This is a genomic window from Terasakiella pusilla DSM 6293 (assembly GCF_000688235.1).
Classification (GTDB): domain Bacteria; phylum Pseudomonadota; class Alphaproteobacteria; order Rhodospirillales; family Terasakiellaceae; genus Terasakiella; species Terasakiella pusilla.
Genome location: NZ_JHYO01000006.1, coordinates 1 through 23,152, shown reverse-complemented (window position 1 = coordinate 23,152; position 23,152 = coordinate 1). Strand labels below are relative to the sequence as shown.

38 protein-coding genes are annotated in these 23,152 nt (G+C 50.2%); 4 read left to right on the top strand and 34 right to left on the bottom strand.

Annotation, left to right across the window (positions count from 1 at the left end; all coding sequences use genetic code 11):
* Window positions 1-13: 13 nt before the first annotated feature.
* Window positions 14-289: an acylphosphatase gene (locus tag Q397_RS0105295; protein ID WP_028878513.1), complete on the top strand. Its 276-nt coding sequence runs from the start codon at window positions 14-16 to the stop codon at window positions 287-289.
* A gap of 135 nt (window positions 290-424) precedes the next feature.
* Window positions 425-1,024: a hypothetical protein gene (locus Q397_RS0105290; protein WP_028878512.1), complete on the top strand. Its 600-nt coding sequence runs from the start codon at window positions 425-427 to the stop codon at window positions 1,022-1,024.
* Between the two features lie 3 nt (window positions 1,025-1,027).
* Here Q397_RS0105290 and Q397_RS21220 read toward each other — a convergent pair whose 3' ends face one another.
* From Q397_RS21220 to Q397_RS21215, 3 genes are read right to left on the bottom strand one after another with little or no spacing between them, the layout of a single operon-like run.
* The gene (locus Q397_RS21220; RefSeq protein WP_051609738.1) at window positions 1,028-2,056 is read right to left on the bottom strand and encodes an RluA family pseudouridine synthase; all 1,029 of its coding nucleotides are present in this window, start codon (window positions 2,054-2,056) and stop codon (window positions 1,028-1,030) included.
* 12 nt (window positions 2,057-2,068) lie between these two features.
* A complete protein-coding gene (locus Q397_RS0105280) occupies window positions 2,069-2,464 on the bottom strand; it encodes a fluoride efflux transporter FluC (protein WP_028878511.1) in 396 nt (131 codons plus the stop codon).
* Window positions 2,465-2,492: 28 nt separating this feature from the next.
* Window positions 2,493-3,185: a substrate-binding periplasmic protein gene (locus Q397_RS21215; RefSeq protein WP_169737974.1), complete on the bottom strand. Its 693-nt coding sequence runs from the start codon at window positions 3,183-3,185 to the stop codon at window positions 2,493-2,495.
* A gap of 199 nt (window positions 3,186-3,384) precedes the next feature.
* Here Q397_RS21215 and Q397_RS0105270 point away from each other — a divergent pair, with 199 nt between their 5' ends.
* A complete protein-coding gene (locus Q397_RS0105270) occupies window positions 3,385-4,191 on the top strand; it encodes an ion transporter (protein ID WP_028878510.1) in 807 nt (268 codons plus the stop codon).
* On the opposite strand, the gene Q397_RS0105265 is transcribed toward Q397_RS0105270, so the two are convergent.
* From Q397_RS0105265 to Q397_RS0105255, 3 genes are all read right to left on the bottom strand, one after another.
* Entirely contained in the window at window positions 4,188-5,480 is a 1,293-nt protein-coding gene (locus Q397_RS0105265) for a replication-associated recombination protein A (protein WP_028878509.1), read from the bottom strand. The genes Q397_RS0105270 and Q397_RS0105265 overlap by 4 nt on opposite strands.
* Complete coding sequence (locus Q397_RS0105260) at window positions 5,477-6,892, bottom strand: DegQ family serine endoprotease (RefSeq protein ID WP_028878508.1); 1,416 nt, start codon at window positions 6,890-6,892, stop codon at window positions 5,477-5,479. The genes Q397_RS0105265 and Q397_RS0105260 overlap by 4 nt, the downstream gene beginning before the upstream one ends.
* A 114-nt stretch (window positions 6,893-7,006) precedes the next feature.
* Window positions 7,007-7,378, bottom strand: coding sequence for a cupin domain-containing protein (locus tag Q397_RS0105255; protein WP_028878507.1), 372 nt, complete (start codon window positions 7,376-7,378; stop codon window positions 7,007-7,009).
* 116 nt (window positions 7,379-7,494) lie between these two features.
* Between Q397_RS0105255 and Q397_RS0105250 the strand changes: the two genes are divergently transcribed.
* A complete protein-coding gene (locus tag Q397_RS0105250) occupies window positions 7,495-8,334 on the top strand; it encodes an AraC family transcriptional regulator (protein ID WP_028878506.1) in 840 nt (279 codons plus the stop codon).
* A gap of 72 nt (window positions 8,335-8,406) precedes the next feature.
* Here Q397_RS0105250 and rplQ read toward each other — a convergent pair whose 3' ends face one another.
* The 28 genes from rplQ to Q397_RS21210 form a co-directional block, all read right to left on the bottom strand.
* Window positions 8,407-8,847, bottom strand: a complete 441-nt coding sequence (rplQ, locus tag Q397_RS0105245) for a 50S ribosomal protein L17 (RefSeq protein ID WP_028878505.1) — start codon at window positions 8,845-8,847, stop codon at window positions 8,407-8,409.
* Window positions 8,848-8,992: 145 nt separating this feature from the next.
* Complete coding sequence (locus tag Q397_RS0105240; protein ID WP_028878504.1) at window positions 8,993-10,009, bottom strand: DNA-directed RNA polymerase subunit alpha; 1,017 nt, start codon at window positions 10,007-10,009, stop codon at window positions 8,993-8,995.
* A gap of 125 nt (window positions 10,010-10,134) precedes the next feature.
* Window positions 10,135-10,527: a 30S ribosomal protein S11 gene (rpsK, locus tag Q397_RS0105235; RefSeq protein WP_028878503.1), complete on the bottom strand. Its 393-nt coding sequence runs from the start codon at window positions 10,525-10,527 to the stop codon at window positions 10,135-10,137.
* A gap of 21 nt (window positions 10,528-10,548) precedes the next feature.
* Complete coding sequence (rpsM, locus tag Q397_RS0105230) at window positions 10,549-10,917, bottom strand: 30S ribosomal protein S13 (RefSeq protein ID WP_028878502.1); 369 nt, start codon at window positions 10,915-10,917, stop codon at window positions 10,549-10,551.
* 116 nt (window positions 10,918-11,033) lie between these two features.
* Window positions 11,034-11,678 carry an adenylate kinase gene (locus Q397_RS0105225; RefSeq protein WP_028878501.1) on the bottom strand — a complete coding sequence of 215 codons (645 nt, stop codon included), beginning with the start codon at window positions 11,676-11,678 and terminating at the stop codon, window positions 11,034-11,036.
* Window positions 11,675-13,018: a preprotein translocase subunit SecY gene (gene secY / locus Q397_RS0105220; RefSeq protein ID WP_028878500.1), complete on the bottom strand. Its 1,344-nt coding sequence runs from the start codon at window positions 13,016-13,018 to the stop codon at window positions 11,675-11,677. Before secY ends, Q397_RS0105225 begins: the two co-directional genes overlap by 4 nt.
* A 45-nt stretch (window positions 13,019-13,063) precedes the next feature.
* Window positions 13,064-13,525: a 50S ribosomal protein L15 gene (gene rplO / locus Q397_RS0105215; protein WP_028878499.1), complete on the bottom strand. Its 462-nt coding sequence runs from the start codon at window positions 13,523-13,525 to the stop codon at window positions 13,064-13,066.
* 64 nt (window positions 13,526-13,589) lie between these two features.
* Window positions 13,590-13,775 (bottom strand): 50S ribosomal protein L30, encoded by a 186-nt coding sequence (gene rpmD, locus Q397_RS0105210; RefSeq protein ID WP_028878498.1) that lies wholly within the window; start codon window positions 13,773-13,775, stop codon window positions 13,590-13,592.
* 6 nt (window positions 13,776-13,781) lie between these two features.
* Window positions 13,782-14,372, bottom strand: coding sequence for a 30S ribosomal protein S5 (gene rpsE, locus Q397_RS0105205; protein ID WP_038012903.1), 591 nt, complete (start codon window positions 14,370-14,372; stop codon window positions 13,782-13,784).
* A gap of 14 nt (window positions 14,373-14,386) precedes the next feature.
* Complete coding sequence (rplR, locus tag Q397_RS0105200) at window positions 14,387-14,749, bottom strand: 50S ribosomal protein L18 (protein ID WP_028878496.1); 363 nt, start codon at window positions 14,747-14,749, stop codon at window positions 14,387-14,389.
* Complete coding sequence (gene rplF / locus Q397_RS0105195; RefSeq protein WP_028878495.1) at window positions 14,749-15,282, bottom strand: 50S ribosomal protein L6; 534 nt, start codon at window positions 15,280-15,282, stop codon at window positions 14,749-14,751. Before rplF ends, rplR begins: the two co-directional genes overlap by 1 nt.
* Window positions 15,283-15,293: 11 nt before the next feature.
* Entirely contained in the window at window positions 15,294-15,692 is a 399-nt protein-coding gene (rpsH, locus tag Q397_RS0105190; protein ID WP_028878494.1) for a 30S ribosomal protein S8, read from the bottom strand.
* 12 nt (window positions 15,693-15,704) lie between these two features.
* Window positions 15,705-16,010 (bottom strand): 30S ribosomal protein S14, encoded by a 306-nt coding sequence (gene rpsN, locus Q397_RS0105185; protein WP_028878493.1) that lies wholly within the window; start codon window positions 16,008-16,010, stop codon window positions 15,705-15,707.
* Between the two features lie 21 nt (window positions 16,011-16,031).
* Window positions 16,032-16,571, bottom strand: coding sequence for a 50S ribosomal protein L5 (gene rplE / locus Q397_RS0105180; RefSeq protein ID WP_028878492.1), 540 nt, complete (start codon window positions 16,569-16,571; stop codon window positions 16,032-16,034).
* Between the two features lie 13 nt (window positions 16,572-16,584).
* Window positions 16,585-16,902, bottom strand: coding sequence for a 50S ribosomal protein L24 (gene rplX / locus Q397_RS0105175; protein WP_028878491.1), 318 nt, complete (start codon window positions 16,900-16,902; stop codon window positions 16,585-16,587).
* 1 nt (window position 16,903) lies between these two features.
* Window positions 16,904-17,272 (bottom strand): 50S ribosomal protein L14, encoded by a 369-nt coding sequence (gene rplN, locus Q397_RS0105170; protein WP_028878490.1) that lies wholly within the window; start codon window positions 17,270-17,272, stop codon window positions 16,904-16,906.
* Window positions 17,273-17,454: 182 nt separating this feature from the next.
* Window positions 17,455-17,691, bottom strand: a complete 237-nt coding sequence (gene rpsQ / locus Q397_RS0105165) for a 30S ribosomal protein S17 (protein ID WP_028878489.1) — start codon at window positions 17,689-17,691, stop codon at window positions 17,455-17,457.
* 12 nt (window positions 17,692-17,703) lie between these two features.
* Complete coding sequence (rpmC, locus tag Q397_RS0105160; RefSeq protein ID WP_028878488.1) at window positions 17,704-17,889, bottom strand: 50S ribosomal protein L29; 186 nt, start codon at window positions 17,887-17,889, stop codon at window positions 17,704-17,706.
* A 2-nt stretch (window positions 17,890-17,891) separates the two neighbouring features.
* Entirely contained in the window at window positions 17,892-18,311 is a 420-nt protein-coding gene (rplP, locus tag Q397_RS0105155) for a 50S ribosomal protein L16 (protein WP_028878487.1), read from the bottom strand.
* 13 nt (window positions 18,312-18,324) lie between these two features.
* Window positions 18,325-19,005, bottom strand: a complete 681-nt coding sequence (gene rpsC, locus Q397_RS0105150; RefSeq protein WP_028878486.1) for a 30S ribosomal protein S3 — start codon at window positions 19,003-19,005, stop codon at window positions 18,325-18,327.
* Window positions 19,005-19,385 (bottom strand): 50S ribosomal protein L22, encoded by a 381-nt coding sequence (rplV, locus tag Q397_RS0105145; RefSeq protein ID WP_038012902.1) that lies wholly within the window; start codon window positions 19,383-19,385, stop codon window positions 19,005-19,007. The genes rpsC and rplV overlap by 1 nt, the downstream gene beginning before the upstream one ends.
* A gap of 3 nt (window positions 19,386-19,388) precedes the next feature.
* Window positions 19,389-19,667 (bottom strand): 30S ribosomal protein S19, encoded by a 279-nt coding sequence (gene rpsS, locus Q397_RS0105140; RefSeq protein WP_028878484.1) that lies wholly within the window; start codon window positions 19,665-19,667, stop codon window positions 19,389-19,391.
* A gap of 11 nt (window positions 19,668-19,678) precedes the next feature.
* Window positions 19,679-20,509 (bottom strand): 50S ribosomal protein L2, encoded by an 831-nt coding sequence (gene rplB, locus Q397_RS0105135; protein WP_028878483.1) that lies wholly within the window; start codon window positions 20,507-20,509, stop codon window positions 19,679-19,681.
* A 3-nt stretch (window positions 20,510-20,512) separates the two neighbouring features.
* The gene (locus tag Q397_RS0105130; RefSeq protein ID WP_028878482.1) at window positions 20,513-20,836 is read right to left on the bottom strand and encodes a 50S ribosomal protein L23; all 324 of its coding nucleotides are present in this window, start codon (window positions 20,834-20,836) and stop codon (window positions 20,513-20,515) included.
* Window positions 20,833-21,453, bottom strand: a complete 621-nt coding sequence (rplD, locus tag Q397_RS0105125; RefSeq protein ID WP_028878481.1) for a 50S ribosomal protein L4 — start codon at window positions 21,451-21,453, stop codon at window positions 20,833-20,835. Before rplD ends, Q397_RS0105130 begins: the two co-directional genes overlap by 4 nt.
* A 5-nt stretch (window positions 21,454-21,458) precedes the next feature.
* Entirely contained in the window at window positions 21,459-22,178 is a 720-nt protein-coding gene (gene rplC / locus Q397_RS0105120) for a 50S ribosomal protein L3 (protein WP_028878480.1), read from the bottom strand.
* A 13-nt stretch (window positions 22,179-22,191) separates the two neighbouring features.
* Entirely contained in the window at window positions 22,192-22,500 is a 309-nt protein-coding gene (gene rpsJ, locus Q397_RS0105115) for a 30S ribosomal protein S10 (protein WP_028878479.1), read from the bottom strand.
* Window positions 22,501-22,852: 352 nt separating this feature from the next.
* The coding region (locus Q397_RS21210) for an EF-Tu C-terminal domain-related protein (RefSeq protein ID WP_038012901.1) at window positions 22,853-23,152 on the bottom strand (300 nt) is incomplete at its 5' end.

Sequence of the window (23,152 nt, the reverse complement as noted above, 5' to 3'; positions counted from 1 at the left end):
CCCACTTTTTTTTATGAAAACAGTACATCTAAAAATCACTGGGCGCGTTCAGGGCGTCTGGTATCGTGCATGGACCCGCGAGACAGCAGAAAGTCTTGGCCTCAACGGATGGGTCCGCAATCGCCTTGATGGTAGCGTCGAAGCCCTTGTCAGCGGTCAAGCAGGTAATGTGGACGAATTGACCAAACGCTGCTGGGATGGTCCAAGCGCAGCAAAAGTCGACAGTGTCACCGTGACGGAGCGGACAGAAACGCTGCCCACTGGATTTTTTCAGGAAAAAACGGTATAATCGTGAGCACGCCGTAGAAACGGGCGTTTACCCCCAAAGTCTATTCAAGAAGAATCTTGGTAACGGGATATCCGAACAAACGTAAGGCCCAACGGGTTTTACAAGTTTAATGATGGAATAGGTCTTGTTAGGGTTATGGCACTCGACGCGATAGGCACCACCCTGTTTAGCACACCGCAATCCCCCCTTTTATCGAGGGCGGATCGATTGTCCCTGTCGCCAAATCAGACCCGCAGCCTAGAGAGAACGGCCGCACCAGTTCGCGCGGGCGATCCCGCCCTTGCCGACCCTGTCCGTATTCGACAAGCCATTGATGATCAAATCTCAACCGACGTCCAACGCGGCCTGCTGACAGAACGGGAAGCCAACAGCCTGCGAACCGCCCTCGACGAAGTTGAACAAGAGATTAATGCCCCACGCGCGGCCCCTCAAGGCGGCAATAGGACCATCGAAGACAGCACAACGGCACAAGTCAGTTCGGAAGTGGTGGAGGTTACAACCAGTGTCTCCCAACGCGGCTGGGTGACGACAACAACCAGCTATGCCGATGGCGGGGAAAGGTCTGTGCAGACTTATGATGCCAGCCAGGATAAAACCCGCACAACAGACAATAGCGACCCCAACAGTGTCTCTGCCCTGCTGGAAGAGAAACTGAGGGCGAATTACACCGCACCGGGGGCAATCCCCTATGCCGATACACTCCTCAGTCAAAATCGTTTAGATATTTACGCCTGAACCTTAGTCGTGACGTTTGTAGGTCGCCGTGACTTTTTGTGTCAGATCAAACAGCTCGTCCGCATCTTCCTGATCCACGTCAAAACCAAAGAAGTCCCAAGACTTGAGCATATGATCCGGCATCGGGGCGGTGACGTCAATGACACCAACCCCATCCGGTGAAGGGATTTGAAGACGACGCGCGTGCAGGTGCATCTTTTTAGACACGCCATCCCCCGTCAGATACGCTTCCTGTCCACCATACTTGCCATCCCCCTGAATAGGGGTTTTAAGATACGCACAATGAACGCGCAATTGGTGGGTACGACCCGTGCGTGGTTCTAGGGCAACCCAGGCAGCCACATTACCCGTGCTTTCAATCGTGCGATACAGAGAACGCGCATCCTGCCCTTCATCGGCATCAATCACCATACGTTCCCCATTATAGCCGCGGTGTTTGGCGATCGGCTGAAAGACTTTACCGTCTTTCGGGCTGGGAACTTTGACGGTCAGCGCCCAATACAGCTTGCGCGCTGCTTTGGTCTTAAACGCCTTGGTCATCTGCGCGGCAACATTTGCGCTACGTGCTAACAAAAGAACACCGGATGTATCTTTATCCAGTCGATGGCACAGTTTTGGCTTTTCTGTCTTTTCAAATTTCAAAGCGTGCAGCAATCCGTCAAGATGACGTTTGATGCCCGTGCCGCCCTGTGTGGGCAGGCCCGCAGGCTTATTGATGACAATAACATCCTCATCACGATAGAGAACCCAGGAACGTACTTCCTCAATCTCATACTCGCTCAAATGCTCATCTTCTTTTTTCTCAATCGGGCGTATGCCGCCATCATCACCAAACGGTGGAACACGCACAACCTGTCCGGCAGCAATGCGATCCTTGGACTTAACCCGCTTGCCATCCAAACGCACTTGTCCTTTACGCAGCAACTTTTCCAGACGCCCGTAAGACAGTTCGGGATAATGGCGTTTAAACCAACGGTCCAAACGGATATCATCATCCTCGGTGCTGACGGTAATATTTTTCACAGCGGACATAGCGCTTGTTCCTTATGGCAAGATAGCTTTGATGGATTGCATGCCCATATAGAGTGCCACGACCGACAATGCAACAGATAACCCCATATAAAAGGCTAACTGCACCCATTCTCCCCGTGTCCCCAAGGTCACAATATCCAGAGAGAAGGTCGAAAAGGTCGTAAACGCCCCCAACATCCCAACAACCAACATGACCCGAATTTCCGGACTGGGCGACCATGTCAGCGCCGATAATTCCACCAGCACGCCAAGCATGAAAGAGCCCACAATATTCACCACCATGGTCCCTAAAGGAAAACCGGACCCCACAATATGAGTCCAATGCCCAATCGCCGAGACAATGGCAAAACGCCCAACCGCCCCGATTGCGCCGCCCAAGGCGACATATATGAGTGTTGTAACTGACATGCTGATGAATTTACTCTTAAACACTCACTTACTTAAAGAGTTTTGTTACCTGTTCGTCAAACAACGCCTTTAACCGAGCCCCTTTTTGTGTCGGTTGAAAGCACAGGAACAATTCTTGTTCTCCTAAAATTTGCGGATTGAAGCCCACGTCATTCGCCGCTGATTTTAAACGCTTGTCATGCGCCATCAGATATTGAAAAACATTCCGGTCCATAATCGCCAGCGGTATACGCATCCAGGCAACCTTTAAAATATTCGTCCGATCATCATTTGCAACGTCGACCGTCAACACTTTACGCGCAACCAACTCATCAAACGCCCACGTATTGGAATACCCATTTACGATGCCAATATGAAATTCTGCCAGATCCTCGAGCTTAGACCACTTATATTCGTTTGGTTTTAAAACGATAAATCCAAGGGGACTGACCTGAAAAGGCTTGGAAATCAAACAAGAACTTTCCTTTCCCCGGCTTGAATAGACTGGTGCGACCGCATCAAACTCACCGGAGTGAAAAGAAAACAAGGCCCGGTTCCACGGCTCAAATGTTATCTCCAGCTCTAAGCCCGCCGCGTCAAAAGCCTGTCGAATGAGTTTGATAGAAGTCCCCTGTTCTGGCAACCGCTCCCCCGTATATGGCGGCCATTCCAAACTCACAACCCTGACTTTCTCCCGACTGTATCCAATCTGAGGGAGTGTGAAAAGGATCAGAAAAAACAAAATACTCCAGCGTCTCTGCATTCGTGGCCTCTTCTATATTATCACAAAAGGTATACGGTCCTTCCTTTTTCATCTTTGGATTGATGATCGTCAAATCAAGAGGCAACACGGATAAACATCACCTCTCGGAACACCTTGAAGAAATGCCCCGATAAGACTATTACTTCTAGATATTCACTCTTCTTTTGGAAACCACAACATGAGCCTGCGCACGTCTCTTCTGACATGGATTGAAAGCCGCAACGTCCAATACTTCATCACCGCCGTTATTATCATCAATGCAATCACACTGGGGCTGGAAACCTCCACTTCCCTAATGGATAGCTATGGTCCGGTCCTGCTTACTCTGGACAAGTTGGCCCTCGGCATTTTCGTCGTAGAAATTCTCCTGAAACTCTACGGGCGCGGCTTTGGCTTTTTTAAAGATGGCTGGAATATCTTTGATTTCCTGATCGTCGGTATTGCGCTTGTTCCCGCATCCGGCAGCTTGTCAGTCCTGCGTTCCTTGCGGATTTTGCGGGTCTTACGCCTGATGTCCGTGGTTCCCCAAATGCGCTCGGTTATTCAGGCTTTGATCACCGCCATTCCGGGCATGTTCTCGATCATCGGCTTGATTACCCTGATCTTTTATGTCTCCGCCGTCCTTGCAACCAATTTCTATTCACAAACCTTCTCTCAATGGTTTGGCGATATTGGCTCCTCCATGTATACCCTGTTCCAGATCATGACACTGGAAAGCTGGTCTATGGGCATTGTGCGCCCGGTGATGGACGTCCACCCAGAAGCCTGGATGTTCTTTGTCCCCTTCATCTTGATCACCAGCTTTGCAGTCATCAACCTGTTTATCGGTGTGATCGTGGATGCCATGCAAAGCCAACATAGTGCCGAAGCCAGCGAAGCTGAAGCCACAGCCCATGGCGAGCGTGAAAACCTGCGTATCGAAATTGTTAATCTGCGTGACGAGCTACGCGAACTGAAAGAAATGATCAAAGACGCGAAAAACTAACCGTTTTTCTCTTTACGCAATTTGGCCCAATAAGCTTGGCGTTTGGACAGTTCACGTTCAAACCCACGCTCTTTGGGTTGGTAAAACGGCACCCGCCCCAATTCTTCGGGGAAGAAATCCTGACCGGAAAAGCCGTCCTCAGCATCATGATCATACTGATAGCCCTCACCATAGCCGATGTCTTTCATCATCTTGGTCGGGGCATTTAAAATATGTTTCGGCGGCATCACCGAACCTGTGCGTTTTGCCGCATCGCGCGCCGCTTTATAAGCCATGTAAGACGCGTTGGACTTAGGCGCCGTTGCCACATAGACCACGGCTTGTGCCAAGGCATATTCCCCTTGCGGACTGCCCAAACGCTCATAACTTTCCCAGGCCTGTAATGCTTGTGTCATGGCATTCGGATCAGCCGTGCCCACATCTTCCACAGACGTGATCAACAACCGTCTGGCGATATATTTCGGGTCTTCCCCACCATCTAGCATGCGGGCAAACCAATAAAGCGCCGCATCCGCATCACTGCCGCGCAGGGATTTCTGAAAAGCCGAGATCAGGTTATAGTGCCCTTCTTGCGATTTATCATAGAGCGGCATGCGTTTTTGAACGACCTGACTTAGGCTTGCGCTATCCAACACCTGCCCGTCCGGGATTTCATAGACAGCTTCCACCATATTCAGCAGATAACGTCCGTCCCCGTCCGCCATGGCGCGCAGGGCTGCGCGTGCATCCGTATCCACCGGTAAGGGCCGCTGCTTCAACGCTTCAGCACGACCAAGCAAACCGTCCAATGCCTCATCCGATAACCGGTTGAGCACCATCACCCGACAGCGCGACATTAACGCGGCGTTTAGCTCAAAGGAGGGATTTTCGGTGGTCGCGCCGACAAGGACCACGGTGCCATCTTCCACAAACGGCAAAAAGCCATCCTGTTGGGCACGGTTAAAGCGGTGGATCTCGTCGATAAACAACAAGGTCCCCTGCCCGCCTTCCCGTCTGGCCTTCGCATCCTTAAAGACCTTCTTCAAGTCCGCAACACCGGAGAAAATCGCCGACAAAGGTTCAAAGTACAAATCCGTCTGATCCGCAAGCAAGCGGGCAATGGTCGTCTTGCCACACCCCGGTGGTCCCCACAGGATCATGGAAGTCAAGCGCCCGCCGTTTTTGACCATTCGCCCGATGGGACAATCTTCGGCCAGTAAATGATCCTGACCGATCACCTCGCTCAGACTATGAGGGCGCAAACTGTCTGCAAGGGGGCGTGGCGCCTGATCTTCAAAAAGGGAACTCATCCGCGGAATCTTAACTCTTGTCGTTTACCATTACGCACAATACCGATGCGCCAGTCGCCTTTGTACCCCTTATAATCATTCAGGACACGCAGCAGATCACGGACAGAGGCGACCTCGATCCCATTTACCCCGGTAATCACATCGCCCGGTCTAAAACCCAAACGATGGGCTGTACTTCCACGACGGATTTTTTCAATTGCCACCCCACGCAACATGGTATCCCAGCCTTGTTCATCATTATAAGCTGGCGACAGGTTAACGATCACGGAACCGTCGAACGGATGGAAGCCATTCAGCTTGGTTTCTTCCCGTGCAGGCTTTTCAAACGGCGCCGTTGCGATAAAATCAACATTGACATTTTTGCCACGACGTAACACGTCCATCACCATCTTTTCCCCCAGCGGCTTGGTCGCCAGACGGAAGCGAAGGGCTTGCGGGTCGTTGATCTCGTAGCCGTCCATCTTCAAAATGATATCGCCGCGTTGAAGACCAGCCTGATCTGCCGGACCATCAGGGTAGATCATTTCAATCAACACCCCCGTCGGTCGTTTCATCTTGAAGCTGGAGGCCAGATCCTGCGTCATAGCCTTGCCACTTGCCCCCAACCACGGGCGCACAACTTTCCCACTTTGGCTGACACCGGATAGAACGGACTTGACCATATTCGCCGGAATGGCAAAGCCGATCCCGTTGGACCCGCCCCCTTTAGAATAAATCGCCGAGTTCACCCCGATCAGGTTGCCATGCATATCCACCAACGCCCCACCCGAGTTACCGGGGTTAATCGCAGCATCAGTCTGGATGAAAAAGCTATAATCGGTGATCCCGACCTGTGTACGCGCAAGCGCGGACACGATGCCACTGGTCACGGTTTGTCCCACCCCGAACGGGTTCCCGATTGCCAGCACCAGATCACCGACCTCCACCTCATCGGAATCCCCAAGGCTCAAGGATGGCAAGATCGCACCTTCCGTATCGATTTGAAGGATCGCAAGGTCCGTGCGCTCGTCAGACCCCAACAATTTGGCTTCAAACTCCCGTCGGTCATTCAGGACAACTTTAATGTCATCTGCGCCTTCGATCACATGATGGTTGGTAATAACAACCCCGTTGCCCTTAACAATCACACCCGAACCAAGGGAATTTTGGACCCGTTTTTTCTCTCCCCCTTGCGGGACTCCGCGAAACGCATCGCCAAAGAAGCGACGGAAGAACGGATCATTAAAAAGTGGGGAAATACTGCGTGTTCGCACAGTCTTGGACGTATAAATATTAACCACCGCGGGTGCGGCCTCTTTCACCAAAGGCGCGTAAGACAGCTTTATTTCCGCCTGCGACGACGGTACGGTTTTGATATCGGCCTGCACCGATGTTGAGATTAACGCGGCAGCAACCAAAACTCTAAGGAACATATGATCTGAACTCGCAAACTATTTTTATAAAGGGGGTAAAATATATAGTCTTGTTCATATCATTTTGAAGGGGGGGCGTCCAATTCAGATTAGACGTCCCCTCCCCCTATGTCGCTAACCTGTCAATTGCTCATCCAGACTCCGCGTTTTTTCTGTCACCACATCCCCGGTATGTAGGGTGGTCTTGGTTTCGATCAGGGCAATCAGGCACTCGTCCTCGGCGCGCGGATTATGTTGCACCCCGCGGGCAACCACATGCATATCCCCTTCGCGCAGGACCACGGTTTTATCACGATAAGCCATCTCCAACGTTCCGCGTAAAATGTAAAACAGCTCGTCTTCTTCGTCATGTTGATGCCAAACAAATTCCCCTTTCAGCTTGGCGACCTTCACATATTGATCATTAACCTCTCCCACAACGCGCGGTGACCAGTAATCGGCCAAACTCTCGGCTTCATTCAGCAGGTTTGTTTTTTCAGCAAACATTTCATTCTCCATTTCCAACATAGTCCCACACTGTCGCCAACTTTCAGCACATTGGCTATCAAAGAAAGTTCACAAATCTTCTAGACTTCCTCTAAAAAACGTCATTTGATAGGTGAATGACTGCACCAACTCACCAAAACTGGCTACAGCTCAAGCACGATTCTGAGACCGGTATCGAAACCCAGCACGCCCACTTTAAAGGGCGAGCTTACGATCCGCATTGGCATGAAACATATGTCATCGGATTTACAGAAACCGGCGTGCAGCAATTTGATTGCCGCCATCAAACCCATACCTCCCTACAAGGCGGATGCTTTTTGCTGGAACCGGGCGACCTGCACGATGGCCGCGCGCCCTGTGAAGAAGGTTTCACCTATCGCAGCCTCTATATCCCCAAAGACTGGCTCACACACCAAATATCACAGCTATTTGAGGCCAGGCCCGACCATTTCGAGCTCACCTTCAGCCGCACCCTCTCCACCGACAAGCGCTTAGCTGCGGCCACCTCCTCCGCCTTTCTCGCCAAACATCTCGGGGACCCAAAAATCGTTCAAGAAGGGTGCCTGGATCATATGATCCATAATTTGACGCATCACATGGCCTGGCGCCAAAAGCGCTACGCTCCAAACGGCCATCACCTTGCCTACCGGATCCGTGACTATTTAAATGACCACTTGGAAACGGATATTGTGGTGCAGGATATTGCAGACGAATTCGGCTATGACCGTTTTCAAATCAATCGGGCTTTTAAAACCGCTTTTGGCGTGACACCTCACCTATATTTGGTGCGCACACGCCTTGCCCGCGCCCGTACACTCCTTGCCCAAGGTCGCAGCGCAAATGCTGTTGCCCATAGCCTCTGTTTCTCCGACCAAAGTCATTTGGGTCGTTGGTTTAAGCGTGCCTACCGTCTCACGCCCGCCGCTTACCAAAAATGCTGTACCCCCCAGCCCTAACCCCTAGTCATTAGACACAAAAAAGGCGACTACCCGAAAGTAGTCGCCTTTTTATTCGGTGAGGAAACCTGCTTATACAGCAGCGCTTTCCATTGCTTCAGCAGCTTCACGTTCTGCTTCAACGCGAGCTTTATCTGCAGCACCTTTGGCATCAACATCGCGCTCTACCAGCTCGATGACAGCCATCGGAGCGGCGTCGCCATGACGGAAACCAGCTTTAAGAACGCGAGTGTAACCACCCGGACGGTCTGCGTAACGCGGACCCAGAACTTCAAACAGTTTCTTAACTGCTGCTTCATCGCGCAGTTCAGCCAAAGCTTGACGACGTGCGTGCAGATCGCCACGTTTGCCGAGTGTGATCATCTTGTCAGCGATGCGACGAAGATCCTTGGCTTTTGGCAAAGTGGTTTTGATTTGCTCGTGTGTCAACAGAGCAACCGCCATGTTCGCAAACAAAGCGCGGCGGTGTGATTTAGTACGGTTAAGTTTGCGACCAGCTAAACGGTGACGCATGACGGTATCTCCTATTTATCTCGTTCCGCCAGTAGCGGAAGCGATAAGTAAATCTTCTCGCCGCACCCTTCCTTCAATCCAAAAGAAAGGGTAGGCACGAAAAGGATGGATCACATTGATCCGGGCAAGTAACGCGACTTTCAGATTAGAAAGGATCTTCGAGACGCTTTGCCAAATCTTCGATATTTTCCGGCGGCCAACCGTCCACATCCATACCCAGTGAAAGTTCCATACCAGAGAGCACTTCTTTGATCTCGTTCAGGGACTTACGACCGAAGTTCGGCGTACGCAACATTTCAGCTTCGGTTTTCTGAACCAGATCACCAATGTAGATAATGTTGTCGTTCTTGAGACAGTTTGCAGAACGAACGGAAAGTTCCAGCTCGTCCACTTTACGCAGGAGGTTCTTGTTGAACGGAAGGTCATCTTCTTTCTTCTCCGGCAGAGCCACTTCAGGCTCTTCGAAGTTAATGAAGAGTTGCAGTTGGTCTTGCAGGATACGACCTGCCAACGCAACAGCGTCTTCCGGGGTCACGGAACCGTCTGTGGTCACTGTCAAAGACAGCTTATCATAGTCGGTAACGCGGCCAACACGTGTGTTGTCCACCTTGTAAGACACTTTCTTCACCGGAGAGAAGATCGCATCAACAGGGATCAAACCGATCGGAGAATCTTCCTGACGGTTTTGAACAGCCGGGACATAGCCCTTACCCGTGTCAACAGTGAATTCAATGCTCAGCTTGGCATCGGCATCCAGATGGCAGATCACAAGATCCGGGTCCATGACTTCCAGATCAGCGGGGCAATCAATCATGCCTGCAGTCACTGCGCCTGGACCAGTTGCCTCAAGATGCATCTTCTTTACGCCTTCGCTTTCACAGCGTAGCGCAATGTTCTTAACGTTAAGAACAATATCAGTTACGTCTTCACGGACACCCGGTACAGACGAAAACTCGTGCAAAACACCATCAATTTGGATAGCGGTTACTGCTGCACCTTGCAGCGATGACAGCAACACACGACGGATGGCGTTACCAAGAGTCAGACCGAAACCACGTTCAAGCGGTTCAGCGACAATAACAGCCGTACGACCATTATCTTCACCGGACTTCACTTCTAACTTGGACGGTTTGATGAGTTCTTGCCAATTCTTTTGAATCACAACCCTGACCTCACACAAGTATAAAAAAAACAGCGAATCCGAACGGAGGCCCATCTAAGCCAAAAACCGATACCCCAAAATCGGTACCGGTTATTGGCATAAGAAGAACCTGTTGGACAGGCAAATTAAACGCGACGACGTTTGCGCGGACGGCAACCGTTGTGCGGGATAGGTGTCACATCTTTAATAGAAGTAATTGTGAAACCTACGGCGTTCAAAGCACGCAAAGCTGATTCACGCCCAGAACCTGGACCTTTAACCAAAACTTCGAGAGTTTTCATGCCGTGTTCCATCGCCTTTTTGCCTGCATCTTCAGCAGCAATCTGCGCAGCATAAGGTGTAGACTTACGAGAGCCTTTGAAACCTTGTGCACCTGCAGAAGACCAAGAAATTGCATTACCTTGTGCATCAGCAATGGTGATGATTGTGTTGTTAAACGTAGCGTTAACGTGCGCAATACCGGAAACGATATTCTTACGCTCACGTTTTTTGGTACGTTGTGCTGTAGCTTTTGCCATAATTAAACTGTCCTAGCTGAATTATTTCTTCTTACCAGCAATCGGACGAGCAGGTCCTTTGCGGGTACGAGCGTTACACTTGGTACGTTGACCTCGAACCGGAAGACCTTTCCGGTGACGTAGGCCGCGGTAGCTTTTCAAGTCCAGCAGTCGTTTAATGTTCATAGCAACTTCACGACGAAGGTCACCTTCTACCGTGTAGTCGTTGTCGATCGTTTCACGAACTTTAACTACGTCTTCATCAGACAGTTCGTTTACACGCTTCTCAGACGGAATGCCTACTTTCTCGCAAATCTCGCGAGACTTCGCCGGGCCAATTCCGTGAATATATGTAAGTGCAACCACAACTCGTTTTTGAGTCGGGATGTTCACACCTGCAATACGCGCCAAAGCGGTTCTCCTCACACCTAAATTAATAAAGGTAAGATAAATTCTCTTACCCTGAGCCAAGGGCCGGGATTATAGAAACCGTTAAGATTCTGTCAACCCTTTAGTTCAACTAAATACTAACCCAAGATCTTCTTGAGTTGGTTTGTTACTTCGTCAATGTCAGCCATGCCATCGACTGTCTTCAACATTCCTTTTGCTTTGTAGTGTTCAGCAATCGGAGCTGTTTGTTCGCGATAAGAAACCAAACGGGATCTTACAGTTTCTTCGTTATCATCAGCGCGACGGCTAAACTCGCCGGAACCGCACTTGTCGCAGACACCTTCTTTCGCAGGTTTCTGGAACGAGTCGTGATACCCTTGACCGCAATCGGCGCAGGTGTAACGACCTGTAATTCGCTCAACAAGTGCGTCTTCGTCGACAACCATCTCGATGACTTCATCCAGCTTTTGGCCTTTGTCCTCGAGCATTTTGTCGAGAGCTTCAGCCTGGGCTGTTGTACGTGGGAAACCGTCGAGGATATAACCTTTCTTGCAGTCGTCCTGCTCCACTCGGCTTGCAATCATGGAGATGATAAGGTCGTCTGTCACCAGATTACCTGCTTCCATCACTGCTTTCAGTTCTTTACCGATGTCACTACCGCTTGCGACTTCCGCGCGCAGCATGTCACCTGTTGAGAGCTGAACAATACCATAAGCTTCTTCAAGACGTTTGGCTTGGGTCCCTTTACCGGCACCCGGTGCCCCTAACAAGATTAGTTTCATCCTCTTTTCCCCCTAAGTTTGGACTTCTTAATCAGACCTTCATACTGGTGAGCCAAAAGATGCGAATGCACTTGACCTACCGTATCCATGGTTACTGTGACGACGATCAGCAAACTTGTCCCACCGAAGTAGAACGGCACTTGCCATTTCGAGATCAACAGTTCAGGCAGTAGACAGACAGCAGACAGATAAGCTGCACCGATGACTGTCAAACGTGTTGTAATCTTATCCAGATAAGCGGCTGTGTTCTTACCAGGTCGAATCCCCGGAACATATCCACCATTCTTACGCAGGTTTTCCGCAGTCTCTTGTGGGTTGAAAACAACCGACGTGTAGAAGAATGCGAAGAATACGATCAAGCTGAGGTACAAGCCGATATATAAAGGCTGACCACGACCCAACCACGCTGCAACGGTTTGCAACCACTCTGGCCCCTGCCCTGCGGTCATGGAGATCACAGTTGTTGGCAACAGCAAGAGAGAGCTGGCAAAGATCGGCGGAATAACACCGGACGTGTTAATTTTCAGAGGCATATGGGAAGCTTCGCCCCCGTATACCTTGTTACCGCGCTGACGTTTCGGATACTGAATAACCACTTTGCGCTGCGCACGCTCAACGTAAACGATGAACATGATAACAGCCACACTCATCACCAGCAAGAAGACGATCAACAGAACAGACAAAGCGCCTGTACGACCGAGTTCCAGTGTCCCTGCAAGTGCTGATGGCAAGTTGGCCACAATACCTGCAAAGATGATGAGGGAAATTCCGTTTCCGATACCACGAGCCGTGATTTGCTCACCCAGCCACATCAGGAAGATCGTACCACCGACCAGCGTAATCACCGTAGCGGCCCGGAAGAAGTATCCCGGATCAATAACAGCGCTTCCGGCACTGGAGGACATCCCCTCCAAACCAACGGCAATACCGTAAGCTTGTAAGGTTGCAATAAGAACCGTCAGATAACGGGTATATTGCGTGATCTTCTTGCGCCCTTGTTCACCTTCCTTTTTCATCGCTTCCAGTGAAGGCGAAATCGCCGTCCCCAGCTGCATGATAATGGAAGCCGAAATGTAGGGCATAATGTTAAGCGCAAAAATGGTCATACGACCCAATGCGCCACCGGCAAACATATCGAACATCCCCAGGATGCCCCCGGTATTCTGCGCGAAAAGATCACGCAGAATAACAGGGTCAATACCCGGAATAGGAATGTAAGCGCCAATGCGATATACGATCAACGCCCCTAACGTGAACCAGATACGCTTTTTCAGTTCTTCCGCTTTCGCGAGAGCACCGAAGTTCATGTTAGAAGCTAATTGTTCTGCGGCAGATGCCATAACGGTCCCCTGGACTTACTTTGGTCCGAAATCGAAGTTTAGGTTTTACTCAGCAGCGTCAACTGTCACTGAACCGCCTGCCTTTTCGACAGCCGCAACAGCAGCAGAAGAAGCACTATTGACTTCAACCGTAACCTTAGTAGTGATTTCACCTTTATTAAGAAGACGAACGCCATCTTTAACATCGTTCACCAGACCAGCGGCCTTAAGTGCATCAACGTTCAGTGTTTCACCAGCATTGATTTTACCAGCATCGATCGCTTTTTGAATGCGTCCGACGTTCACAACAGCAAATTCCTGACGGAAGTTGTTGGTGAAGCCACGCTTCGGCAGGCGTCGATACAAAGGCATTTGACCGCCTTCAAAGCCAACCGCAACTGTGTTACGGGCCTTTTGACCTTTTTGACCGCGACCGGAAGTCTTGCCTTTGCCTGAAGCCATACCACGGCCCACGCGCATGCGAGACTTTCTAGCGCCATCATTGTCACGAAGCTCATTGAGTTTCATGTTTCAAATCCTTTAAAGTTTCTCGAACAAAATCGAAAGAGAGGAAGGTGTGGAAACCCACACCCTACTCCACGATCTGCACGAGATGCTGAACTTTACTAATCATGCCACGAACAGAAGGAGTATCTTCCAGTTCAGAAACACGGTTAATTTTGTTCAAACCCAGGCCAACCAAAGTTGCGCGCTGATCTTTTTTGCGACCGATCGGGCTTCCGATCTGTTGCACTTTAACGGTTTTTTTCGTAGCCATGTCACATTACTCCTTTGCAGCAGCTTGAGCAGCCGCACCTGAGTCCCGACGTGCAACGATTTCACCAACTTTCTTCCCACGCTTGGAGGCGATGGAACGCGGAGAGAACGAATTCTGCAGCGCATCGAAAGTCGCTTTAATCATGTTGTTCGGGTTTTGTGTGCCCTGAGACTTCGCAACAACGTCTTGTACGCCCATTGCGTCGAAGACTGCACGCATCGGGCCACCAGCGATAACGCCGGTACCTGCTGGTGCAGCACGCAGGATAACTTTACCTGCGCCGTAGTGACCCTTCACATCATGGTGAAGCGTACGACCTTCGCGAAGCGGAACGCGGATCATGTTACGTTTAGCTTGATCAGTAGCCTTACGGATGGCTTCCGGAACTTCACGTGCCTTACCCGTGCCGAAACCGACACGACCACGACCGTCACCTACAACGACCATAGCGGCAAACGAGAACCGACGGCCACCTTTGACCACCTTGGCGACGCGGTTAATGCCGACGAGCTTATCGATCAGGTCGGAATCAGCTTCCTGTACCTTCTCTTTGCCACGGCCTTTACCGCGAGTGTTTTCTTTTGGATTACGTGCCATATCTCACTCTTCCTTTAGAACGACAGACCAGCTTCACGAGCTGCGTCAGCCAAAGCTTTCACACGCCCATGATAGCGGTAGCCACCACGATCGAAGACGACATCCTTGATACCGGCTTTCACAGCACGCTCAGCAACCAAAGCACCTACTTTGGCAGCGGCGTCTACGTCAGCACCAGTTTTCAAGCTTCCTTTGAGATCCTTCTCGATGGAAGATGCAGCAACCAAAGTAACACCGTTAGCGTCATCGATGACTTGTGCATAAATGTGCTTGCTGGAACGGAAAACCGACAAACGCGGACGACCAGTAGCGCGTTTGCGGATTTGGAAACGTACACGACGAGCGCGACGGTCCTGAAGTTGTTTTGAACTTAACATTACTTCTTCTTCCCTTCCTTACGAAGGATGTACTCACCCTTGTAACGTACACCTTTACCTTTATAAGGCTCAGGCGGACGAAAATCACGGATTTCAGCAGCGATCTGACCGACCTTCTGTTTATCCGCGCCAGAGATCGTGATCTCTGTCTGTGAAGGACAAGCAATCTGCAGGTCAGACGGAATCGGCACGATTACGTCATGGGAGAAACCAAGTTGCAATTCAAGATTGGACCCCTTGACGGCGGCACGATAACCAACGCCTGTGATTTCCAATTCTTTTTTGTAACCTTCGCTCACACCAACGACCAGATTGTTGATACGTGTGCGGGCTGTCGCCCACATTTGACGGGCACGACGAGTATCGTTCTTCGGTGCAACTGTGACTTTACCATCGTCAAGAGTGACGACAACTTCATCCATTACAACGAATGTCAACTCGCCAAGTTTACCTTTGGCAATAACTTCTTGACCGTTAACGGTAACAGTAACGCCTGAAGGAACTTCAACAGGGTGCTTACCAATACGTGACATTGTATGCTCCCTTAGAATACCGTGCAGAGGACTTCGCCGCCAACATTGGCGTCGCGAGCTTCTGCATCAGACATGACACCGCGAGGTGTGGTCAAAATAGAAATACCCAGGCCGTTAAAGACCTTCGGCAAATCGTTCACGCCAGAATACACACGGCGACCCGGTGTAGACACACGCTTGATTTTAGAGATGACAGGTTTGCCATCAAAGTATTTCAGCTCAATACGCAGTTCGTCAAAGCCTGAATCACCAGTAACTTTTTCGAAACCACGAATGTAACCTTCCCGTTTCAATACTTCCAGAACGTTCGCACGCAGCTTGGACGCAGGCGCATTTACTGCGCTTTTGTTAGCTTGTTGACCGTTACGGATACGGGTCAGCATATCCCCTAAGGGATCTGACATAGACATTATCGTATCTCCTTACCAGCTCGACTTGACGACGCCAGGCAGGCTACCGATGGAAGCCAAGTCGCGGAATTTAATCCGGCACATCTTGAACTTACGGTAGTTACCACGGGGACGACCAGTGACTTCACAACGCAAACGAATGCGGCTCTTAGACGCATCGCGCGGCATAGCGTTCAGCTTGAACTGTGCAGCCATACGATCTTCGCCTGGCAGGTCACGGTTCTTGATGATTGCTTTGAGTTCTGCGCGTTTTTTAGCGTATTGGGCTACCTTACGCTCGCGACGTTTGTTTTTTTCGACAGCACTTGCTTTAGCCATAACTAAATTTCCTTCTATCGATTACTTCGCGAACGGCAGGTCGAACTTAGCAAGCAAAGATTTTGCTTCTTCATCCGTTTTAGCCGTTGTGCAGATTACGATGTCCATACCACGGATCGCGTCTACTTGGTCGTAGTCGATCTCCGGGAATACGATTTGCTCTTTGATACCCATGGCGTAGTTGCCACGACCATCGAAAGATTTGCCGTTCAGACCGCGAAAATCACGAACGCGCGGCAGTGCAATGTTCACCAAGCGATCCAGAAATTCGAACATTTGGGTACGACGAAGCGTAACCTTACAGCCGACAATCTGTTCTTCACGAAGCTTGAAGCCCGCGATAGATTTTTTCGCTTTAGTTTTAACTGCTTTCTGACCTGTAATTGCTTCCAGTTCAGAAACCGCTGCATCGATTTTTTTCTTATCGGCCGCAGCTTCACCAACACCCATGTTGATCACAATTTTTTCCAGCTTCGGAATTTGCATTTCATTCTCGTAGCTGAATTCTTCTTGCATCGCAGGACGGATGGTAGAGTTATATACTTCTTTAAGACGAGCCATTTGATCCTATCCCTTAGCTGTCGATGACTTCGCCAGAAAGTTTCGCGTAGCGAACCTTCTTGCCGTCTTCGAGAGTTTTGAAGCCAACGCGAGTCGCTTTGCCTTCTTTAGGATCGACAACCGCGATGTTAGAGATCGCAATTGCGGCTTCTTTTTCGACGATACCGCCGGCTTGGAATTGGGTCGGCTTCGTATGGCGTTTAACCAAATTGATGCCTTGAACAACAGCTTTGGCTTCAGCAGGTTTAACGCTGAGGACTTCACCAGTCTTGCCCTTGTCTTTACCGGTCAGAACGATAACGCTATCGCCCTTTTTAATCTTGGCAGCCATGTTAGAGAACCTCCGGAGCGAGGGAGACAATCTTCATGTAGTTACGAGCGCGAAGTTCACGTGTAACCGGGCCGAAGATACGTGTGCCGATAGGTTCGCCGTTTTTGTTAATCAAAACAGCAGCGTTCTTATCGAAACGGATTACAGAGCCATCAGGGCGACGGATGTCCTTGGAAGTGCGAACGATAACGGCGCGATGCACGTCACCTTTTTTCACACGACCGCGCGGTATAGCTTCTTTAACGGAGACAACGATAACGTCGCCTACAGAAGCCCACCGGCGTTTTGAACCACCGAGAACCTTGATGCACTGCACCCGGCGTGCGCCAGAGTTATCTGCCACTTCCAGGTTGGTTTGCATCTGAATCATAGAATCATCCTTTAATCTAGATTCTGGTCACGAAAGCGAGGAAGCATAAAAACTTATGCTCCCCCATTTAAGACATTCAAGTTAAACTTTTGAAGTCAAGGTGTGGATACCTAATGGTTTAAGCATCCACAGTCAAGACTTATCAAAAATTTTCTCACTGTCACGACAGCGAGGAAGCCCGCTTAGGCTTCCTCTGTCAGTACTTCCCAAGATTTATTCTTGGAAATCGGCTTAGTTTCCTGAATTTTCACCAGGTCACCAATTTTGAACTGATTGTTCTCGTCGTGCGCGGCATACTTTTTAGAACGTTTAATGAATTTCTTGTAGAGCGGGTGCATAAAGCGGCGCTCAACTTTCACTACAACGGTCTTTTCCTGTTTGTCGCTAACAACAACGCCTTGGAGTATACGCTTAGGCATTAAAAAATCTCCTTAGGCTTTTTCTGCGATGACCGTCTTGATACGCGCGATATCGCGACGCACTTGACGGACACGTGCTGTGTTTTCCAATTGACCGCTGGCTTGCTGGAAGCGCAAGTTAAACGCTTCCTTACGCAATTTCAGCAGCTCATCCTTCAGCTCGTCAGAGCTTTTGGAACGGATTTCTGCAGCGTTCATTCTTATTCTCCTTCACCCAGACGGGTTACGAAGCGTGTGCGAACCGGCAATTTTGCTGCGGCCAATTCCATGGCACGACGAGCAACATCTTGCGGAACACCGTCGATCTCAAACATGATACGACCCGGCTTCACTTTACACGCCCAGAATTCCACAGAACCTTTACCTTTACCCATACGGACTTCAGCAGGTTTTTTGGAAACAGGAACGTCAGGGAAGATGCGGATCCAGACACGACCAGCACGTTTCATGTGACGGGTCATGGCTCGACGGGCCGCTTCGATTTGACGAGACGTTACGCGCTCTGGAGACAACGCCTTCAAGCCGTAAGCTCCAAAGTTCAATGAAGAACCGCCTTTTGCATTGCCCTTGATACGGCCTTTATGCATTTTGCGGAACTTGGTACGTTTTGGCAATAACATGACTATCTACTCCTTAGCGTGTTGCTTGCGCATCAGACGCAAGGTTTTCAACAGCCATCGGATCGTGTGCCATGATCTCGCCTTTGAAGATCCAGACCTTCACGCCACACGCACCATAAGTCGTGTGACCTGTAGAAGTCCCGTAATCCACGTGTGCACGAAGTGTGTGCAGCGGAACACGACCTTCACGATACCATTCAGTACGCGCGATCTCAGCACCACCCAAACGGCCGGAGCAGTTGATACGAATACCGAGTGCGCCAAGACGCATAGCTGATTGAACAGAGCGCTTCATTGCACGACGGAAAGAAACACGACGCTCAAGCTGCTGGGCAATGCCGTCAGCTACGAGTTGTGCGTCCAGTTCCGGCTTGCGGATTTCGACGATATTCAAGCGAACGTCGTTGCCAGTCATTTTAGAAAGCTTCAGGCGAAGCTTCTCAATGTCTGCACCTTTTTTACCAATGATCACGCCCGGACGAGCCGTGTGAATGGTAATACGCGCACGTTTAGCAGGACGTTCGATGACGACTTTAGCAACACCGGCCTGAGCGAGTTCTTTTTTGATGTACTCGCGCAGTTCCAAATCTTGGTGAAGCTTCGTAGCATAATCGCCTTTGTCAGCGTACCAACGGGATTCCCATGTACGGTTGATCCCGAGGCGAAGCCCAATCGGGTTTACTTTCTGACCCATTATGCTGTCTCCTCACGTTCACGAAGAATGATGCGCATGTTGCTCCATGGTTTCATGATCTTGCCAACACGACCACGAGCACGTGGACGCCAGCGTTTCATAACCATAGCGCGACCTACTGAAGCTTCAGCGACAAACAAGTTGTCAACGTCAAGCTGGTGATTGTTTTCTGCGTTGGCAATTGCAGATTCCAAAATCGCTTTCACGTCTTTAGCGACGCGACGCTTGGAAAATGTCAATTCAGCAACCGCTGCAGAAGCGCTTTTGCCACGGATGGAGGCTGCGACCAGGTTCAGCTTTTGTGGGCTGACACGGATCATTTTGGCGCGAGCCATTGCCTCGTTATCGGCAAGGCGACGATCTGCCTTTTTCTTACCCATAACTTACTTCCTCTTGGCTTTTTTGTCGGCAGCATGACCATAATAGGTACGAGTCGGTGAGAATTCACCAAACTTGTGTCCAATCATATCTTCGGTCACCAATACCGGGATAAATTTATTACCGTTGTAGACGCCAAATGTGAGGCCTACGAATTGCGGCAGAATAGTGGAACGACGCGACCATGTCTTAATGACATCATTGCGACCGGACTCACGTGCCTTCTCTGCTTTAGAGAGAAGATAGCCGTCAACAAACGGTCCTTTCCATACGGAACGAGCCACGAGCCGGCCTCCTATTTCTTATGACGGCTGCGCATAATCAACGCGTCCGTCTTCTTGTTGCTACGAGTGCGCTTACCTTTGGTCGGCTTACCCCATGGCGTCACCGGATGACGACCACCAGAAGTACGACCCTCACCACCACCATGCGGGTGATCGACAGGGTTCATAGCCACACCACGGACAGACGGGCGCTTGCCCAACCAACGTTTACGACCGGCTTTGCCGAGCTTAACGTTTTGCTGATCCGCGTTAGATACAGCGCCGATAGTTGCCATGCACTCACCACGAACCAGGCGAACTTCACCTGAGCCGAGACGAAGCTGAGCGTACCCTTGGTCTTTACCAACGAGTTGAACGTAAGTACCAGCAGAACGAGCGATCTGACCACCTTTACCAGGCTTCATTTCGACGTTGTGAACAATGGTACCAACTGGAATGTTAGCCAACGGCATAGCATTACCAGGTTTTACGTCAACGCGCTGACCAGACACAACAGTGTCACCAGCTTGCAGGCGTTGCGGAGCTAGGATGTAAGACAGTTCCCCGTCTTCGTAGCGAATAAGAGCGATAAAGGCTGTACGGTTCGGATCGTACTCGAGACGCTCAACAGTCGCTGGAACATCAAATTTCGCATTACGTTTGAAGTCGATAAAGCGATAACGACGCTTATGACCCCCACCAATACGGCGGGATGTAATACGACCTGTGTTGTTACGACCACCGGTCTTACGCAGGCCTTCAGTCAAAGACTTAACTGGCTTACCTTTGTAGAGATCGGAACGATCAACCAGAACCAAGTTACGTTGGCCCGGAGTCGTTGGTTTGAATTTTTTCAAAGCCATGGTTTATACCCCCGTCGTCACGTCGATAGACTCGCCTTCAGCGAGTGTAACGATTGCTTTTTTGACATCGGCACGACGACCAACGCGGCCACGGAAACGTTTGGTTTTACCTTTAGTGATAATGGTATTAACCGCAGTAACCTTTACACCAAATACGCTTTCTACCGCTTTACGGACTTCAACCTTATTGGCATCCATCGGTACGCGGAACGTAACTTGGTTGTGCTCAGACAAGAGCGTCGCTTTCTCGGTGATTACCGGAGAACGCAGCAATTCAAACTCACGTTCTTTAGAAACGGTAATTTTGCTTGCTAGATATTTTGTCATGACAAGCGCTCCACCAATTTTTCGACTGCACCCTTGGTCAGAACCAATTTGTCAGCGCGAAGGATATCGTAAACGTTGGCGCCTTGGCTCGGCAGAGCGTCAATGCCAGGAATGTTGGCAATTGCGTTCTGGAAGTTAGCGTCAACATCGGTACCGTCGATCACCAGGGCAGATGTCCAACCCAAAGCTTTAAGCTTCAGTGCAGCATCTTTGGTTTTCGCAGTATCGAATTTCGCATCGTCAACAACGATCAACGCACCGTCAGCAACTTTTGCAGACAAAGCACATTTCAGACCGAGTTTGCGAACTTTTTTGTTCAGGCTGTGTGCGTAAGAACGAACAACAGGACCATGAACAGTCGCACCGCCGCGCATCTGAGTAACACCTTTAAAGCCCTGACGAGCGTTACCGGTACCCTTTTGCTTGAACGGTTTTGTTTTAACGATGGCGAGTTCACCACGTGTTTTAACTTTGTGTGTACCAGCTTGGCGGCGTGCCAACTGCCAGTTTACCACACGATGAAGAATGTCAGCGCGCGGCTCGACACCAAAAATGGCATCGTCCAGCTCGATATCGCCGACTTTCTTGTTTTCAAGACTAATTACGTCGCACTTCATGCCACTTATTCCTCAGTCGTCTCTGGTGCTTCAGCCGGAGCTTCCGCAGCAGACGTAGCTTTCACAGCAGCCGGGAATGGAAGACCTTCAGGTGCCGGACGCTTTACAGCATCTTTCACCAAAACGTATCCACCCTTGGAGCCGGGCAAACCGCCCTTAACCATGATAAGACCACGCTCGCCATCTGTGGCGACGATTTCGAGGTTCTGAACAGTCACACGCGCAGCACCCATATGGCCCGCCATCTTCTTACCTTTGAAGACTCGGCCTGGGTCCTGACATTGACCGGTGGAACCATGTGAACGGTGTGAGATTGACACACCGTGAGAAGCACGAAGACCACCAAAGTTGTGGCGCTTCATAGCCCCTGCAAAACCTTTACCGATTGATGTACCCGTCACGTCGACGAATTGACCAACCACGAAGTGCTCAGCAGAAATTTCTGCACCGACTTCAATAAGGCCTTCAGGTTCCACGCGGAATTCTGCCAATTTGGCTTTTGGCTCCACCTTGTTAGCGGCGAAGTGCCCGCGCATGGGCTTGCTCACGCTCTTGACCTTGGCGCTACCAAATCCGAGCTGCACAGCCGTGTAGCCATCCTTGTCTTCGGTACGCTGCGCTACTACTTGAGTATCTACCTTCAATACTGTGACGCCAACATGGTTGCCGTTTTCAGCAAAAAGACGGGTCATACCCAACTTTTGCGCGATGAGACCAGATCGCATCTGCCCTAATCCTTTAAAGCTTAATTTCAACATCAACGCCGGACGCGAGGTCCAGCTTCATAAGCGCATCCACAGTCTGCGGCGTCGGATCCACGATGTCTAAAAGACGTTTGTGAGTCCGCGTTTCGAACTGCTCACGAGATTTCTTGTTTACGTGAGGAGAACGCAGAATTGTGAAACGCTCAATACGAGTAGGTAACGGGATTGGACCCTTTACCTGTGCACCAGTCCGTTTAGCAGTGTTTACGATCTCTTTCGCGGACTGATCCAGTACGCGATGATCGAATGCCTTCAGACGAATGCGGATATTTTGGTGTTCCATAGGAGTGTATTACCTAAACCAGACAACAAAAAAACCTCGACAATTTCCTATTCTTTTAAGGGAACATGGAACGCCGAAGTACTCATCCCCTTAAATGGGGTGAAAGAGCGAATGACGGGTTTATATGGGATCAGCCGATGTGATGCAAGGGAAAAATGACTCTTTTTTAACGCTCCGTTAAAGACCGCTTAGTTCTGCCGTTTCTCGCTTCACCGTCCGAGAGCATTTAAGCAGATTGACGACCCAAAACACCTTCCCCGTCGCCTTTACAAGAATCCTGCGTCACCTTTGACCAACAAAAAAGCCCCCTACCCTTAGGTAGGAGGCTTTCTCGTTTAACCGAAAAGGTCGATTAGTCGAGGATCTTGGACACAACGCCCGCACCAACTGTACGACCACCTTCACGGATCGCGAAACGAAGACCTTCGTCCATCGCGATCGGTGTCAGCAATTCGATTTCGAACTCTACGTTATCGCCAGGCATAACCATCTCTGTGCCTTCCGGCAGAGTGATAGAACCAGTTACGTCAGTTGTACGGAAGTAGAACTGCGGACGATAGTTCGCAAAGAACGGCGTGTGACGGCCACCTTCTTCTTTAGTAAGAATGTAAGCTTCGCCTTTGAACTTTTTGTGCGGGTTGATAGAACCCGG